Origin of the sequence: Rathayibacter sp. VKM Ac-2929 (assembly GCF_022815495.1) — a bacterium.
GTDB classification, from domain to species: domain Bacteria; phylum Actinomycetota; class Actinomycetes; order Actinomycetales; family Microbacteriaceae; genus Rathayibacter; species Rathayibacter festucae.
On sequence record NZ_JALGRV010000005.1, the window covers coordinates 94,224 to 108,967 of the forward strand.

Below are 14,744 nucleotides of genomic sequence, written 5' to 3' on the forward strand. Positions count from 1 at the left end.
GCCGGGGTGGACGCGCCGACGTCCGATCGCACTCCTGCTCTCACGCTCCTGCTCTCACGGAACGGATCCCGCATGCCGCAGCACCGAGCCGACCCGCACGGCCCCACCCGGCGCACCGTCGCCGCGAGCGCCGCGTGGAGCGTCCCCGTCGTCAGCGCGGCGGTCGCGGCCCCGCTCGCCGCCGCCTCGCCCGCCCCGTGCTTCGGCACGACGGTGTTCCCGCCGACGAGCGTCGCGAGCGACCCGACCGTGCTCACGGCGATCTCGCCGGGGGGAGCGGTGTCGACGGTGCGGATCACGTCCGTCCTCGCGCCGGGCACCGCGACCGGGTCGCAGGGCCGGAGCTTCGATCTGACCGGCGAGGGCTCCGTGTGGATCGGGGAGGAGGCCGGTCCGCCGCCGGGCGAGACGGTCGCGCGCGCCGGGGCGCCGGGCGCGTTCGGTCCCGGGACGCTCCTGCTGAACCAGCGTCGTGCCGGGGCGCTCACGGAGACCCCGTCGCCCGGGCCCGACTCGCAGACGCTGACGTTCCGCTTCTTCGGAGCGGACGGGCGGCCGTTCGACCCGCTCGACGTCCGGCTCACCTTCCAGAACATCACGTCGCTCGCGGACTCCTCCCTCCCGTGGGTGGCGAGCTGGTGGACCACCGTCGGCTTCAGCCTCGCCCCCGCCTCGATCTCCGCCCAGGGCCCCGACGCGGGAGTCGGCACGGGCACGGTGGCCGACCCGTTCCGGCGCAGCACCTCCTTCGAGCCCGTCCTCGTCAACGACCCCCGTTTCGACACCTTCGTGTTCGACGTCCTCCCCTCGGGGAGCACGCTCACCGTGAGCCAGCACGACGGTCAGCAGGGCTGGCACGCGATCGCGCTGACCGCGCTGCGCTTCCGCGCCCGCGACTGCTGAGGGCGACCGCCTGCGAGTGACTCCTCAGACGCCCCAGTTGACGAACGGCGCGCGCAGGCTCGAGACGGTGACCTCGTCCTCCGCGATCGCTCCCACCGTGTTGGTCAGCTCGTAGCCCTCGAGGGTGCCGACGGGCGTCGTGTCGAAGAGGAACGATCCGGGGGCGCCGTCGGTGGTGCTGTCCGGGTGCTCGGCCGCCACTTCGGCGGTGGCGTCACCTACCGCGACGCCTCCCAGAGTGCTGATGGCGACATCGCCGACGGCGGCGGCCGTGGCCTCGAGGAGGAAGTCGGGCTCCGGGTACGTCAGCTCCGGCCCGCCGGCGTCGTAGACGTCGGTGTCCCGGAGGACGAAGCCCGGCCAGGTGTAGGCGCGGCTGCGGTAGCCCTCGTACGGGACGTCGTCGGACTCGGTCGGCTCGCTGCCGAACGCCTCGGTGAGCGCCGCGACCGCACCGGTGCCGTCGCGGTACGCCCAGCTGCCCAGCTGTGCGCCGGTGGCGTCCACCAGCGAGAACGAGGTCGGCCCGATCAGCAGGCTCGCGGCGGCCGCGGGCGTCGCGGTCGGCGCGGGGGTCGCGGTGGGGGCCGGCGTCGCGGTGACGGTCGCGGTGGCGGTGGCGGTCACCGTCGCGGCCGGCTGCGCGACGGGCTCGTCGGAGGAGACGCAGCCGCTCAGAACCGTCCCGACGCCGAGGGCGAGGGCGGTTCCGGCGAGGGCGGTGCGCAGGAGCGAGCGGGACGGGACGGGCATGGCGGACCCCCGGAGAAGCGGACGACGGGGGTCGCGGATCGTCCCCCCACCGCCCATCCTCCCGCGCGGGGGTCGGTGACCGGGTAACGATCCGCTCTCCGGCGCTCGGGCTAGCAGGCGACGGTGTCCGGGAGCGCCTGCGCGTCGGCGTCGACACGCTCGAACTCGACGCGCTGGATGCGGTTCACCGCGACCACGCTGTACTGCTCGGGCCCGCGCGCGACCGGCAGGAACTGCCGCGTCTCCAGGTCGTGGGCGAGCTTGTGGCGATCACCGTGGAACGTGCAGGCGTGCGCCCTCTGCTCGGGATCGTCGACCAGGTAGAGCACCAGCTGGAGAACGGGCATCGCTTCCCTTCGGGACGACATGAACGGGCCGGCTCCTAGCGTGACAGGAGCGGTCACATCCGTGCGCCCGTTCTCAGCGATCCGTGGACCCCCCTTCTGCGGGAACGGTCCTGGCGGAGGAGCCCCTTGCGCGGTGCCGCGAGATGCCACTTGTGCTCGCGACACGCCGACGAAAGCGTGCACAAGTGGCATCTCGCGGGGGAGCGAGGACGTCAGTCGAGGTCGAGGCTCCCGAAGTAGGCGGCGAGGAGGACGCCCATGGCGCCCGCGCCGACGATCACGGCGCGCCTCGACCTGCGGGGCGGCAGGGCGGCCAGCCCGGCGACGAGATTCGCCGCACTCCAGCCCGCGTTCACGAGCGGCGACGACAGCCCGCGTCCCGGCGGCGTGGCGAACGGCGAGGGGAACCGCCGCCCCTGCAGCGCCGCGACACCGTGCGGCACCGCATTGATGAGCAGCACCCCGGCGAGGGCGCTTCTGGCGATCCGGCCTGCGCGATCAGTGCTGGTCACGACGACTCCTCCTTCAGACGGTCCTCGAAGCCTCCCCCGTCCCCCTCCGCGAGATGCCACTTGTGCACGCGACACGCCGAGGAATGCGTGCACAAGTGGCATCTCGCGGGACAGCGTCAGGCCGGCGCGTGCACCAGTGCCGAGATGCGGCGCTTGCAGGCGTTGAAGGCCGGGGACGTCACGTCGCGCTCGCCGGGCAGGTCGACCGTCACGATCTCGCTGATGTGCCCGGGCACGCCGTGCGAGGCGCCGCCGGTCATCACCACGACGCGGTCGGCGAGGTAGACCGCCTCCTCGATCGAGTGCGTCACGAACAGCACGGTCGTGCCCGTCTCGCGGTGGATCCGCTTGAGCTCCACCTGCAGATCGGAGCGGGTGAGCGCGTCGAGCGCGCCGAACGGCTCGTCCATCAGCAGCACCGACGGCTCGTTCGCCAGCACCCGCGCGATCGCGACCCGCTGCTGCATGCCGCCGGACAGCTCGCCCGGGAAGCGGTCGGCGAAGCGGGTCAGCCCGACCGCCTCGATGAAGCGGTCGGTCACCTCCGCGGCCGCGGCCTTCGCCAGCTTCTTCCGCCGCGGACCGTACGCGACGTTCTCGCGCACGCTCAGCCACGGGAACAGCCCGTAGTCCTGGAACACGACGCCGCGGTCCGGGCCCGGCGCCGAGACGGCCCGGCCGCCGACCTCGACGACACCCTGGGTCGCCTCCTCGAACCCGGCGAGGATGCGCAGCAGCGTCGACTTGCCGCAGCCGCTCGCGCCGACCACGGCGACGAACTCGCCCGAGCGGACGTCGAGCGAGACGTCGGCCATGGCGAGCACGCCGCCGCCGGCGGTGTCGTAGCGCTTCGCCAGATCGAGCACGTGGACGTCCGCGGTGCGGGCGGGAGCAGAGGCGGGGGCGGAGAGCGTCATCGAGTCCTCACTTGACGAGCGGCCGGCGGCCGAAGAGCACGCGGAACAGGAGCAGGAGCAGCCGGTCGGAGGCGAATCCCGCGATCGCGATGCAGATCATCCCGACCACGATCAGGTCGGTGCGCACCACGTCGCGCGCGAGGAAGATCGTCGAGCCGAGACCCGTGCTCACGCCCGTCGTCTCGCTGAGCACCAGCACGACCCAGGCGAGGCCGAGGCCGATGCGCATGCCGTTCACGATGGCGGCGGCGGAGGCCGGCAGCACCACCCGGACGAGCACGCCCGCTCGCGAGGTGCCCAGCATCCGCGCCGCCTCGATCAGCCGCGGCGGCACCTGGCGCGCCCCGCTGATCGTGCCGAGCACGATCGGGAAGAACGCCGACAGCGTGATCAGGAAGATCGACGCCTGGTCGCCGTAGCCGATCAGCAGCGCGACCAGCGGCACCCAGGCCGTCGCCGGCACCGGCCGGAACAGGTTGATGAACGGATCGAACAGCGAGTTCACCGCGTAGTACCGGCCCATCAGCACCCCGAGCGGCACCGCGAGCACCGTCGCGAGCGCGAAGCCGCCGAAGACGCGGCCGGCGCTCGCCGCCAGGTCGGTCCAGAGCAGCCCGCTGAAGGCGTCGTCCCGCAAGCCCGCGACGGCGTAGTCGATCAGCGAGACCAGCACGTCGCCCGGGTAGGGCAGGAACGCCATCCGGATGCCGAACGGCAGCTCCCACTCGCCCGCCCGCCCGAACTGCCAGAGCAGCAGGAAGAGGATCGGGACGGGCAGGCCCAGCAGGAAGGTCGTCCAGCCGCTGCGCCCGGGGCGGCGCCGGCGCCGGACGGTCGACAGCCGCTCGGTGGCGGTCGCCGCCTCGGCGGGGCGCATCGTGGTGGTCATCGGCCGACCGCTCAGGCCGCCGGCGCGAACGAGGTGTCGACGACGTCCTCGATCGCGGGCGCCTCGTCGATGAAGCCGAGCTCCTGCATCTGCGTCGCGAGCGCGCCGAGCTGGCCCTGGTACTCCTCGCTGAGGTCGGAGCGGAGCCAGAAGTTCTCCAGCGCCGACTCGAGCACCTCCTGGTCGCCGCCGAACTCGGCGATCATGTCCGGCAGCCACTCGTCCACGCTGTCGGCCATGTAGGCGGTCGTCGCGGCGTGGGTGTCGACGACCTTCTGCACGACCTCCGGCTGCTCCTCGATCATCGCGCCGGTGGTGACCAGGCCGATGTTCACCCGGCCGATCGGCGTCGCGTACGGGTCGGCGATCTCGGTGCCGCCGGCCGCCTCCGCGATCGAGACGCCGATCTCCACGCCGAAGAACGCGTCGATCGAGCCGCTGGTGAACGCGGACGCCATCTCGGGCACCGGGATCGTGATCAGCTCGAGGTCGTCGTCGGTGAGCTCCGCCTGGTCGAGGTAGTAGCGCAGCGCGACCTCCTGGGCGCTGCCCTGGATGTAGCCGACCTTCTTGCCGGCCAGGTCCTCGACGGAGGAGATGCCCTCGCCGCCGAGGAAGCCCGAGCCGCCGTCCGCGGCGGACGCGACGATCTTCAGGTCCCGGTCCTGCGCGATCGAGGCGATCGTCGGGGTGACGCCCGAGATCGCGAAGTCGATCGTCCCGGCGACCAGCGCGTCGCTGAGCGCGGGCGTGGTGTCGAGGGTGATCACCTCGAACTCGACGCCCTCCTCGGCGAACTGCTCGTAGAGGAACGGCTGGTAGAAGTGCGGCTGGCCGCGGAGGGTGCCGACGGTGACGGTGACCGTGTCGCCGCCGTCTCCGGAGGCGGCGTCGCTCGCTCCGGAGCAGGCGACGAGCGAGAGGGTGGCGGCGAGCGCCGCGCCGAGGGCGAGGGCGCGGCGGGCGGTGCGGGTGGACGGCCGGGACAGGGGCATGCGGGCTCCATCGGTGAGGGTGTCCTCCCACTCAACCCCGCTCAGATGCTGTGCGGTTTCTGAGGCGTTTCCGATGTGTTAAGTCCCCTGATCCCGTCCGCGAGATGCCACTTGAGTACGCGACACGCCGACGAAAGCGTGCACAAGTGGCATCTCGCGGGAGGAAAGGACGCCCCTACGCCGCGAGGAAGCGGTCCGCCGTGCGGAGCGCGAGCGCGACCGTCAGCAGCGCCGGGTTCGCGATCACCGCGCTCGGGAAGACCGAGTTGTCGCAGACGAAGAGGTTCGGCACGTCGAAGCTGCGCCCGTCGCCGTCGACGACCGCGTCGCCCGGGTCGGTGCCCATCCGGCAGGTGCCGAGCGTGTGCGCCGTGCGGGCGATCACCCGGGTGCTGCGTGCGCCCGCCGCCTCGACGATCGCGGTCATCGTCCGGATCGCGTGCTGGTCGATCGCCTCCTCGTTCGAGCCCGGCGAGAAGGTGATCCGCGCCTTCGGCACCCCGTGCTCGTCGAGCTCGTCGGTCAGCACGAGCCGGTTGTCGTCCGAGGGCAGGCACTCCGCGTTGATGCCGACGCCCGCCATGAAGCGGTAGTCGTCGAGGGCCTGCATCAGCGACGGCCCCCACAGTCCGGCGCCGCGGACGAACGAGGTCGCCTGGGTGAGCGGCATCGTGCCGAGGCTCTGGATCAGGTACCCGCCGGCGAAGTCCGCGTCGGCCGGGCGCACGGTGTCCTCGGTGATCACGGAGGAGGGGTAGCCGCGGTAGCCGCGCATCTCCTCGTCGAAGGTGCCCCAGACCTGGGTGGCGCCGTGCGCGAGGAAGTTGCGGCCGACCAGCCCGCTGCTGTTCGCGACGCCGGTGTGCAGGAGCAGCCGCGGCGTCTCCACGCCGCCCGCGCAGAGGAAGAGGGCGGAGCAGCGCTGCCGGTGCTCGACCCCGTCCGCGGTGTAGAGGACGGCGCTGACCTTCCCGGCCGCATCGAGCTCGATCCCGTGCACGAAGGACTCCGCGCGGATCTCCGCGCCGTCGCGCACCGCGAGCGGCAGGTAGGAGGTGTCCATGCTCCCCTTGGCGCCGGTGCGGCAGCCCTGGTGGCACTGCCCGCAGTTGCGGCAGGAGGCGCGCTCGCCGTGCGCCTCCTGGTCGCGGCCGGTGCTGAGGACGGCGGCCGGGGCGTCGGTGGCGCGGATCCCGAGGGCCGCGCAGCCGCGCAGCATCATCTCGGCCGAGGCGTTGCGGTCCACCGGCGCCTGCAGGTAGCGGCGCGAGGGGTCCCACGGGTAGTCGGCCGGCCCGGAGACGCCGATGGTCGCCTCTGCGCGCTCCAGGTAGGGCACGAGCTCGGCGTGCGTGACGGGCCAGTCGCGGCCGAGGCCCGACTCGGTCCGCAGCAGCAGGTCGCGCGAGTCGGGGCGCGGGGTGAAGGCGCCCCAGTGCAGGGTGGAGCCGCCGACGCCGCGGCCGCTGTTGTTCGGGCCGAAGGCGGTGGGCGTGCTGCCGCCGCTGAGGCGCTCCTCCATCCAGTTGATCTCGGTCGCCTCGGTCTCGTCCGCGGTGAAGGTCAGCGGATCGAAGAACGGTCCGGCCTCCAGCGCGACGACCCGGAGACCGCGCGCGGCGAGGGTCGCCAGGATCGGGGCGCCCCCGGCGCCGGTGCCGATCACGACGGCGTCGACGACCTCGTCGGGAGAGTAGCGGCGCATGCCGGTGGTGTTCATCGCGGGTTCCTCGTGCTCGGCTGCAGGGTCGCAGGTTCCCAGGTGTCGTGTGCGTCGGCGCCGAGGGCGGTGAAGCCCAGGAGGGGGAGGACGTCGCCGCCGGTGGCGTAGCCGTCGAAGCCGATGCGCGCGAGGCTCGCGGGGTGCGCGAGCCACTGCCGGACCAGGTCGTTGCGGCAGTCCTCGAACCAGGCCTTCGCCTGCTCCGCGCTGAACGCGCCGAGCGGCTCGGTGCCGAGCGCCTCGAGCCGCGCGTCCTGCTCCTCGGGGGAGAGGCCGTCGACTCCCGCGAGCGCGTCGAGGCCGAGGCGGTAGGCCTCGGGGTCGCTCGGCAGGTCGGCGTTGCGCCAGCCGTCGCCGCGGCCGGCCGCGAGCTGGGCGTCGACGCGGGCGGCGAGGTCGATCCGGCCGGGGGCGGCGCTGTCGCCGCTGTCCTGCGGAACCACCCGGTCCGCGACGGCGCGCAGCGTCGTCAGCTGGGCGGGAGTGATCGCCTTCGGCGCGTACGCCGGGTCGTCCGCGAGCAGGCGCTCGGCGAAGAGCGCGCGGATCCGGGAGGTGGTGCGGCTGGAGCGGATCGTCTCCGCGACGTCGGCGGGCACGGCCGGTCCGGTGCCGGCCTCGTCGGTCCAGAAGGCGCGGATCGCCGCGGCGACCTCGACCGGCCGCTCGATCGGCAGCAGGTGTCCGGCGCCGGGCAGCTCGAGGAGGCGGGCGCGCGGGTAGCTGCGGGCGTTGGTCGCGCGCTGGCCGTCGGCGCCGAGGTCGCCGTCCTCGCCGCCCGCGATCAGCAGCGCGGGCAGGGCGGAGAGCAGCTCGGCGACGTCCGTGCGGTCCTCGCGGCTGCCGGTCTCCAGCCAGTCGCGCCAGGCGGCGGGGGAGGAGCGGAGCAGATCGGCGAGCGCCTGCCGGTCCTCGGCGGCGGGGAGGGCGCCGCCGATGTTCTGCTCGAGGAAGGTGCGCGCGTGCTCCTCGTCGAGGGGGCCGTCGGCGACCCAGCCGAGCATCTCGCTCCGCTTCTCCTCGGGCATCGGCTCGGGCGAGAGCGGCGAGCCGGCCAGCAGCACGACGCCCGCGAGCCCGAAGAGTCCGGAGCGGCCCGACAGCGTGCGCGCGGCCACCAGCGAGGCGACCTTGCCGCCCATGCTGTGCCCGACGAGCAGCCAGCGCGAGGCGCCGAGCTCGCGGATCGTGCGGATCACGGCGGTCGTCATCGCCTCGAGCGAGACGTCCTCGGCGTCGCGCGCGTCGCCGTAGCCGGGCAGATCGATCGCCACCACCTCCGCCGCGTCGGCGAGCTCGCGGGCGAGCGGATCGAAGAGGCGGCCGCTGAGGCCGAGCCCGTGCAGGGCGAAGATCGTCGGCCGGCTCGCGGTCGTGGGCATGGAGGTCCTGTCGCATCGGGGGAGGCGCCCGAGCGGCTGCGTCCGGCCTCCATGCGACCACAGCACGGGAACCCGCGTTGCCACTTGCGGGCGATCCCCGTTCGTGCCACTACTCGATGCGACCGGCGCTCGCGCATATATACGATCGTTGATATGCTGCGCGCATGCACACGAAGACCGGAGACCTGCTGATCGAAGCGCGATCGCGGGCCGGACTGCACCAGAGCGAGATGGCGGAGCGAGCCGGAGTCGCCCAGAGCATGATCAGCGCCTACGAGAGAGGCGCGCGAGAGCCGACCCTCCCGACGCTGCGCCGTCTCCTCTCCGCTGCAGGCTTCACCCTCGACCTCTCGCTTGAGCGGAGCGCCGCACCGGCCGCGGCGCTCTCGGGGCCTGTCGGGCGGCGGGTCCTGCATCACCGTGCCGAGCTCCGCCGGGCACTGCGCCGTCGCGGCATCGCCGATGCACGGATCTTCGGATCCGCGGCACGCGGAGACGACCGCCCGGACAGTGACCTCGATCTCCTCGTGACGATCCCAGCCGGTCTCGGCGTCCTCGGTCTGGCAGGCCTCGAGCGCGAGCTCGGTGACGTCCTCGGCGCTCCCGTCGACCTCGTCCCCGAGCAGGGGCTCAAGGATCACGTGCGCCGCGCCATCGAGCCGGACCTGACGCCGCTGTGAGCAGAGAGCCGCGCCATCGTCTGGCTGACATCGCTGCCGCTGCCGCGGCGATCCGAGCGCACCTCGACCGCGGTGGACTCGATGACGGTCTGGTGTTCGATGCCGTGAGGATGCGCCTCGTCGAGATCGGCGAGGCCGTCAAAGATCTTCCGCAGAGTCTTCTCGAGACGGAACCGGAGGTGCCGTGGCGAGATGTCGCCGGGATGCGCGACCGACTCGCGCACCGCTACTTCGACACCACGCACGCCATTCTTGCGGCGACGGTGACCACGGAACTGCCCGCGCTCGAGGCCGCGGTCCAGCGTCTGTGCGAGCGCGCATCCGAGGACTGACGGCGCCTCGAGGTCACGCGCCCTCACCCAGCGGGAACACCAGCAGCGTCGACGTGGCCGTCGCGACCAGGCGCCCCTGCGCGTCGGTCACCCTCGCCTCCGCGAACGCCACGCGGCGGCCCGGCTTGACGACCGTGCCGACGGCGAGCAGCTCGCCGCTGTCCTGGTGCAGTCCGCGGAGGTAGCTGACGGTGAGGTCGAGCGAGGTGTAGCCGACGCCGATCGGCAGCGTCGACTGCACCGCGCAGCCCGCCGCCGAGTCGAGCACCGTGCAGACGAAGCCGCCGTGCACCCGCCCGATCGGGTTGTAGTGCGATTCGTCCGGCGAGCAGCGGAACTCCACCCGGCCCTCGTCGACCGCGCCGAGCTCCATGTTCATCAGCGTGATGATCGGCGGCGGCGGGATCGTCCCGTCCTGCATCGCCCGCAGGTAGTCCAGCCCGCTCATCCGCATCGCCGCGGCCGCGCCGGCCATCGGATCGTGCCAGGTCACCGTCTTGCTGCGCAGCTCGTCCATGCCCACTCCCTCGTGAAGACTCCGGCGGCGACCACCGGCCGCGCTCGCACCCTACGCGCGTCGGTCCTCGGCGCGTCGGCGCAGCGTCTCGAGGAGGGCGGCCGGGGTCTCCGGATCGCTCAGGCTGATCGCGAACTCGCTGCCGTGGGTGGTCGTCACGACGAGCCCCGGGCCGGCGCGGAGGATGAGGGCCGAGCGGCCCGGGGACATCCGGTAGCCCCAGCCGCCCCACTCCGACGGGCGAAGCGCCGCGGTGGTCACCGAGGCCATCGACGCCAGCGGGATCCGCCGCAGCGGGATGCCGAGCGCCCGCGACACCACGCGCAGCCCCCGACGGTCGGCCGTGACGCGCAGGCGGGTGAAGCCGAGCATCACGACCGCGCTCGCTCCGAGCACGATCGCCATCGCGATCGCCGGTCCCGTGTCGCCCGTGGCGAGCAGCCCCGGGACGGCGGCCGCCGCGATGAGCAGCAGCACCGTGCCCGTTACGGCGAACACCCGGCCGGTGACGGTGTGCGACCAGGCGCCGGTCTCCTCGGCGCCGAGCGGCAGTCGGTCGACGGCGACCCGCGGCGTGTGCCGGGTGGGCGGCGCGATCAGCGCCGGCACCACCGCGAACACCCCGCCGCCGAGCAGAGCGAGAAGCCAGGCGCCGAGCACGGCCCCCTCCGCCGACCCCGCGGCGAGCGTCGTGCCGACCGAGGTCGCCCAGGCGCCGGCACCGAGACCGGCGACGAGGCCGAGTCCGCCGAGCAGGAGGCGCGGGGCGCGGCCGAACGCCGCGGCGACGAGTCCGGCGACGGCGGGGACGCCCGCCAGCAGCAGTGCCAGCCGGAGGAGGGCCGCGACGGGCTGCGACTCGTCCGCGGCGCCGGTGCTCGACCAGTGCGAGGCGAGCACCGGCGGGAGCCGCTCGCCGAGGACGGCCCGCGAGACGAGGATCGCCGCGGCGGGGAGCAGGAGCGACGCGGCGGCGACGAGCGTGCGCGGGCTGCGGTCGGTGGTGGTGCCGGTGGTGGTCACGGTGCGGTCCTCTCGAGAAGGCGGATGACGTCGGCGCGGCTGATGCCGCTGCGGCGGGCCTCGGCGGCGAGCTGCTCGACGAGGGCGGTGACGCGCACGAGGCCGGGGCCGGCCGACTCCGCGATCCAGGCACCGCGGCCCCGTCGCATCTGCAGGATCCCGTCGTCGCGGAGCGCGGCGTACGCGCGCAGCACGGTGTGCATGTTGATGCCGAGGGAGTCGGCCAGCTCGCGCGCCGGGGGCAGGCGGTCGCCCGCCGAGAGCTCGCCCGCCGCCACGGCAGCGCGGACCTGCGCCTCGAGCTGGTCGGCCAGCGAGCGCGGCGAGGAGTGGTCGACGCGCAGCAACATGTTCGCAATATTAGTAGAACAATGAGCGAGGAGTCGAGCGCGCTAGCGTGGAGGGTCCAGCACGGGAGAGGGGACCCCGATGACGACTCCGGTTACCGGTGCGCCGTCCGCGGCCCGGCGCGCGGCAACCCTGCGCCTCGCCGGCCTCTTCGTCGCGGCCGCCGGACTGCTGGACGTCGTATTCCTGTTCGCCCCGACCGGCTCCGGCTCCCTGCTCGCGGCGCGCGCCGTCGTCCTCCTCGGGGCGGGGCTGCTCGCGGCCGCCGCCTCGGTCCTCGCGCGCGGCGCCGACTCGAAGGGCGGGCTCGTCGGCCCGACCGGAGCGACGGCGCTGATCGTCTTCGCGGTCCTGATCGTGCTGCGGCCGATCGTGTCCTGGTCCTCGCCGAGCACGACGGGCTCGACAGCCACGCCCGAGATGATCGCCGCTTCGACGCTCGTGCTCACCCTGGCCGTGCTCACCGCGGCCGCCGGAGTGGTGGGGCTCGTCGCGCTCGGGCGCTCGCGCACCGTCCCGCGGCGGGTGGTGGGGATCGCCGCGGTCGCCGTGGCCGTGAACGCCGCCGGAGGATTCGCGACGACCGTCCCGCTGCTGGTCACGGCGACGCCCTCGCAGGGGCTGCTGATCGGGATCTCGATCGTGGCCTCGATCGCCGGGTCGCTCGCGATCCTCGCCACCGGAGCCGTCTGGCTGCTCGCCGCCCGCTCGATGGTCCACGCGGGCTGACCGGCGCGCCTCCGCTCAGGACGACCCCGCTCAGGACGACAGCGCGAGCGACACCGCCAGCACGACCATCACGACCGCGACCGCGCCGTCGAGCACCCGCCAGGCCGTCCGGCTGCGGAACAGCGGGCGCAGCGCCCGCGCCCCGAAGCCCAGCGCCGTGAACCACAGCACGCTGCCCAGCGCCGCCCCCGCGCCGAACCACCAGCGCTCGTCGCCGTGCGTGTTCGCGACGGAGCCGAGCAGCACCACCGTGTCGAGGTACACGTGCGGGTTGAGTAGCGTCAGGGCGAGGCAGGTGCCGATCGCCGTCCGCAGCGACGTGGAGGCGCCGGCCGGGTCGCCCTCCAGTGTCCCGGGGCGCAGTGCGCGCCGCGCGGCGAGCACCGCGTAGGCGAGGAGGAAGGCGATCCCGCCCCAGCGGATGACCACCAGCAGCCACGGAGCCGACTCGAGCACCGCGCCGATCCCGGCGATGCCGAGGATGATCAGCGCCGCATCCGCCAGGGCGCAGATCGCGACGACGGCGAGCACGTGCTCGCGGCGGAGGCCCTGCCGCAGGACGAACGCGTTCTGGGCGCCGATGGCGATGATGAGCGAGAGGCCGAAGCCGAGGCCGGACACGGCGGCGAGGAGGGGGGACACGACTCCGACGCTAGGGGCGACCGCGCCTGTAGACCAGCTCACGCTCCTTCAGTACCGTAAGCGCGACTGATGGGACCTCCGATGCTGACCAACGACCTCGACCTCGCCCGCCTCCGCGCCCTCGCCGCCGCGGTGCGCTTCGGCTCCTTCGACGCCGCCGCGCGCGAGCTGCACGTCACGCCCTCCGCGCTCAGCCAGCGCATCAAAGCGCTCGAGTCGGCGGCCGGGCGGGTGCTGCTGGTCCGCTCGCGTCCCGTCGTCGCCACCGAGGCGGGTGCCGGCCTGCTCCGGCTGGCCCGCCAGATCGAGCTGCTCACCGAGGACGCCGTCCGCGCGCTCGACGGCGGTGCGCGCGAGGGCCGTGGACCGGTGACCGTGCCGATGGCCGTCAATGCGGACTCGCTCGCGACCTGGGTCCTGCCCGCGCTCGCGACCGTCCCCGAGGTCGTCGTCGAGCTGCACCGCGAGGACCAGGAGCACACCACCGCGTTCCTGCGCGACGGCACCGTCCTCGCCGCGGTGACGGCCGAGGCGGAGGCGGTGCTCGGCTGCACCGTCGCCCCGCTCGGCGTGATGCGCTACCGGGCGATGGCCGCCCCCGCCTTCGCCGCGCGCTGGTTCCCGGAGGGGCCGGACGCGGCAGCGCTCGCCGTCGCCCCCGTCGTCGTCTTCGACGAGAAGGACCGCCTGCAGGCCCGGTTCCTCGCTGCAGCCGGGGTGGAGGCGCGCCCGCCGCAGCACCGCGTGCCCGGCTCGGCCGACTTCGAGCAGGCCGTGCGCCTGGGCCTCGGCTGGGGCATGCTCCCCGAGCTGCAGGCCCCCGTCGGCGCGCCGGGCCTCGTCCCCCTCGGCGGCGCCCCCGTCGACGTCCCCCTCTACTGGCAGCAGTGGTCCCTGCACACCCCGAGTCTCGACGCCGTAGCGGCGGCGATCACCACCGCCGCCCGCATGACCCTGCGCGTCTGATCCCCGCCGCGAGATGCCACTTGTGCACCCGACACGCCGTGAAAGGCATGCACAAGTGGCACCTCGCGGAGCCGACGGGCACAGGGGTCAGGCGGCGAAGACGTCGCGGAGGGTGACCGTCTCGAGGGAGCGGGCGCGGAGGAGGTCGACCAGCTGGGCGTAGACCGTCGTGACCGGGTCGAAGTTCGCGTGCCCGATCACGATGCGCTGCGGCCGGAACCACTCGTCCGCGAAGCCGAGCAGCTGCTCCGGCGTGATCCGCCCCGAGTCCGAGAGTGAGCCGTACCAGAGCGTCGTCGCCGTGTAGCCGACGGCCGCCGCGGCCGCCCGGCTGCGCGCGTCGGTGTAGCCGAACGGCGGGCGGTAGAACGGTGCCGCCTCCACCCCGTAGGTGGCGCGGATGAAGTCGCCGTTGCGGCCGAGCTCCTCCTGGATCCCGTTGTCCGAGAGCGAGGTCAGGTCGGCGTGGGACCAGGTGTGGTTCGCGAGCTGTACCTGCCCGCTCGCGACGAGCGGCGCGAGTGCCGGCGCGTTCACGGTCCACGAGTCGTACTTCCCGTTGAGGAAGAAGGTGAGCCGGGTGCCGGTGTCCTTCGCGAACTGCGCGTAGGCGGCGACGACGTCGGTGTCGGCTCCGTCGTCGACCGTCCACGCCATCAGGTTCCCGTCGCCGGGCAGCTCGGTGATCGTGCCCTCCGGGAGCGGGAAGCGGGCGCGGATCGGCACAGGCGTCGCCGTCGCGGTCGGCACGGGGCGCGGCGGGGGAGCGGGGGTGGGAGTGGGAGTCGTGGTCGCGGCCACCGGCGTCGCGGTCGGCGTGAGCCGCGCGGCGCTCGTGCACCCGGCCAGGCCGGCGGCGGCGGAGGCGATCCCCAGCAGCAGCGCACGGCGCCGCAGTGCATCCGGCCTCGAGCCGTCCATGATTCCCCCCGCGGCGACCCGGACCCCCCGGTGCACCGGAGCGACCGTAGCATCGGCGAGTCTTGCAGGGTGCGCGCGTGTCGCCTAAGCTACTCGGGTTGCGTGCATCTGCACGCTCTTGCGCGCTGCCCTCCGGGCGGGACCCCGGTCCTCCTCGACAGGCGG

The 14,744-nt window shown here is 73.8% G+C and carries 18 protein-coding genes; 5 read left to right on the forward strand and 13 right to left on the reverse strand.

What is annotated here, in order from left to right:
* The first annotated feature begins 72 nt into the window (after window positions 1–72).
* Complete coding sequence (locus MT355_RS16170) at window positions 73–903, forward strand: hypothetical protein (protein ID WP_243600359.1); 831 nt, start codon at window positions 73–75, stop codon at window positions 901–903.
* A 24-nt stretch (window positions 904–927) separates the two neighbouring features.
* On the opposite strand, the gene MT355_RS16175 is transcribed toward MT355_RS16170, so the two are convergent.
* From MT355_RS16175 to MT355_RS16210, 8 genes are all read right to left on the reverse strand, one after another.
* On the reverse strand, window positions 928–1,656 hold the full coding sequence (locus MT355_RS16175) for a hypothetical protein (RefSeq protein WP_243600360.1): 729 nt from the start codon (window positions 1,654–1,656) through the stop codon (window positions 928–930).
* Between the two features lie 110 nt (window positions 1,657–1,766).
* Window positions 1,767–2,003, reverse strand: a complete 237-nt coding sequence (locus MT355_RS16180; protein ID WP_243600361.1) for a hypothetical protein — start codon at window positions 2,001–2,003, stop codon at window positions 1,767–1,769.
* 212 nt (window positions 2,004–2,215) lie between these two features.
* Window positions 2,216–2,515, reverse strand: a complete 300-nt coding sequence (locus MT355_RS16185) for a hypothetical protein (RefSeq protein ID WP_243600362.1) — start codon at window positions 2,513–2,515, stop codon at window positions 2,216–2,218.
* Between the two features lie 116 nt (window positions 2,516–2,631).
* Complete coding sequence (locus MT355_RS16190) at window positions 2,632–3,432, reverse strand: ABC transporter ATP-binding protein (protein ID WP_243600363.1); 801 nt, start codon at window positions 3,430–3,432, stop codon at window positions 2,632–2,634.
* Between the two features lie 7 nt (window positions 3,433–3,439).
* Window positions 3,440–4,321, reverse strand: a complete 882-nt coding sequence (locus MT355_RS16195; RefSeq protein WP_243600364.1) for an ABC transporter permease — start codon at window positions 4,319–4,321, stop codon at window positions 3,440–3,442.
* An 11-nt stretch (window positions 4,322–4,332) separates the two neighbouring features.
* On the reverse strand, window positions 4,333–5,316 hold the full coding sequence (locus MT355_RS16200; RefSeq protein ID WP_243600365.1) for an ABC transporter substrate-binding protein: 984 nt from the start codon (window positions 5,314–5,316) through the stop codon (window positions 4,333–4,335).
* A gap of 175 nt (window positions 5,317–5,491) precedes the next feature.
* The gene (locus MT355_RS16205; protein ID WP_243600366.1) at window positions 5,492–7,036 is read right to left on the reverse strand and encodes a GMC family oxidoreductase; all 1,545 of its coding nucleotides are present in this window, start codon (window positions 7,034–7,036) and stop codon (window positions 5,492–5,494) included.
* The gene (locus MT355_RS16210) at window positions 7,033–8,421 is read right to left on the reverse strand and encodes an alpha/beta hydrolase (protein ID WP_243600367.1); all 1,389 of its coding nucleotides are present in this window, start codon (window positions 8,419–8,421) and stop codon (window positions 7,033–7,035) included. Before MT355_RS16210 ends, MT355_RS16205 begins: the two co-directional genes overlap by 4 nt.
* Window positions 8,422–8,585: 164 nt before the next feature.
* On the opposite strand from MT355_RS16210, the gene MT355_RS16215 reads away from it, so the two are divergent.
* Together MT355_RS16215 and MT355_RS16220 are read left to right on the forward strand one after the other, a co-directional pair.
* On the forward strand, window positions 8,586–9,101 hold the full coding sequence (locus MT355_RS16215; RefSeq protein ID WP_243600368.1) for an XRE family transcriptional regulator: 516 nt from the start codon (window positions 8,586–8,588) through the stop codon (window positions 9,099–9,101).
* Window positions 9,098–9,433, forward strand: coding sequence for a HepT-like ribonuclease domain-containing protein (locus MT355_RS16220; protein ID WP_243600369.1), 336 nt, complete (start codon window positions 9,098–9,100; stop codon window positions 9,431–9,433). Before MT355_RS16215 ends, MT355_RS16220 begins: the two co-directional genes overlap by 4 nt.
* A 13-nt stretch (window positions 9,434–9,446) precedes the next feature.
* On the opposite strand, the gene MT355_RS16225 is transcribed toward MT355_RS16220, so the two are convergent.
* The 3 genes from MT355_RS16225 to MT355_RS16235 are packed head-to-tail and all read right to left on the reverse strand — an operon-like array spanning window position 9,447 to window position 11,323.
* Window positions 9,447–9,950 (reverse strand): PaaI family thioesterase, encoded by a 504-nt coding sequence (locus MT355_RS16225; protein WP_243600370.1) that lies wholly within the window; start codon window positions 9,948–9,950, stop codon window positions 9,447–9,449.
* Between the two features lie 51 nt (window positions 9,951–10,001).
* On the reverse strand, window positions 10,002–10,973 hold the full coding sequence (locus tag MT355_RS16230) for a hypothetical protein (protein WP_243600371.1): 972 nt from the start codon (window positions 10,971–10,973) through the stop codon (window positions 10,002–10,004).
* Window positions 10,970–11,323: a GntR family transcriptional regulator gene (locus MT355_RS16235; protein WP_123444769.1), complete on the reverse strand. Its 354-nt coding sequence runs from the start codon at window positions 11,321–11,323 to the stop codon at window positions 10,970–10,972. Before MT355_RS16235 ends, MT355_RS16230 begins: the two co-directional genes overlap by 4 nt.
* A 79-nt stretch (window positions 11,324–11,402) precedes the next feature.
* Here MT355_RS16235 and MT355_RS16240 point away from each other — a divergent pair, with 79 nt between their 5' ends.
* On the forward strand, window positions 11,403–12,050 hold the full coding sequence (locus MT355_RS16240; RefSeq protein WP_243600372.1) for a hypothetical protein: 648 nt from the start codon (window positions 11,403–11,405) through the stop codon (window positions 12,048–12,050).
* A 30-nt stretch (window positions 12,051–12,080) separates the two neighbouring features.
* Here MT355_RS16240 and MT355_RS16245 read toward each other — a convergent pair whose 3' ends face one another.
* Window positions 12,081–12,692: a LysE/ArgO family amino acid transporter gene (locus MT355_RS16245; RefSeq protein ID WP_208323005.1), complete on the reverse strand. Its 612-nt coding sequence runs from the start codon at window positions 12,690–12,692 to the stop codon at window positions 12,081–12,083.
* A 69-nt stretch (window positions 12,693–12,761) separates the two neighbouring features.
* Here MT355_RS16245 and MT355_RS16250 point away from each other — a divergent pair, with 69 nt between their 5' ends.
* Window positions 12,762–13,658, forward strand: coding sequence for an ArgP/LysG family DNA-binding transcriptional regulator (locus MT355_RS16250; protein ID WP_243600373.1), 897 nt, complete (start codon window positions 12,762–12,764; stop codon window positions 13,656–13,658).
* Window positions 13,659–13,745: 87 nt separating this feature from the next.
* On the opposite strand, the gene MT355_RS16255 is transcribed toward MT355_RS16250, so the two are convergent.
* Window positions 13,746–14,579 carry a polysaccharide deacetylase family protein gene (locus tag MT355_RS16255; protein ID WP_243600374.1) on the reverse strand — a complete coding sequence of 278 codons (834 nt, stop codon included), beginning with the start codon at window positions 14,577–14,579 and terminating at the stop codon, window positions 13,746–13,748.
* Window positions 14,580–14,744 lie beyond the last annotated feature (165 nt).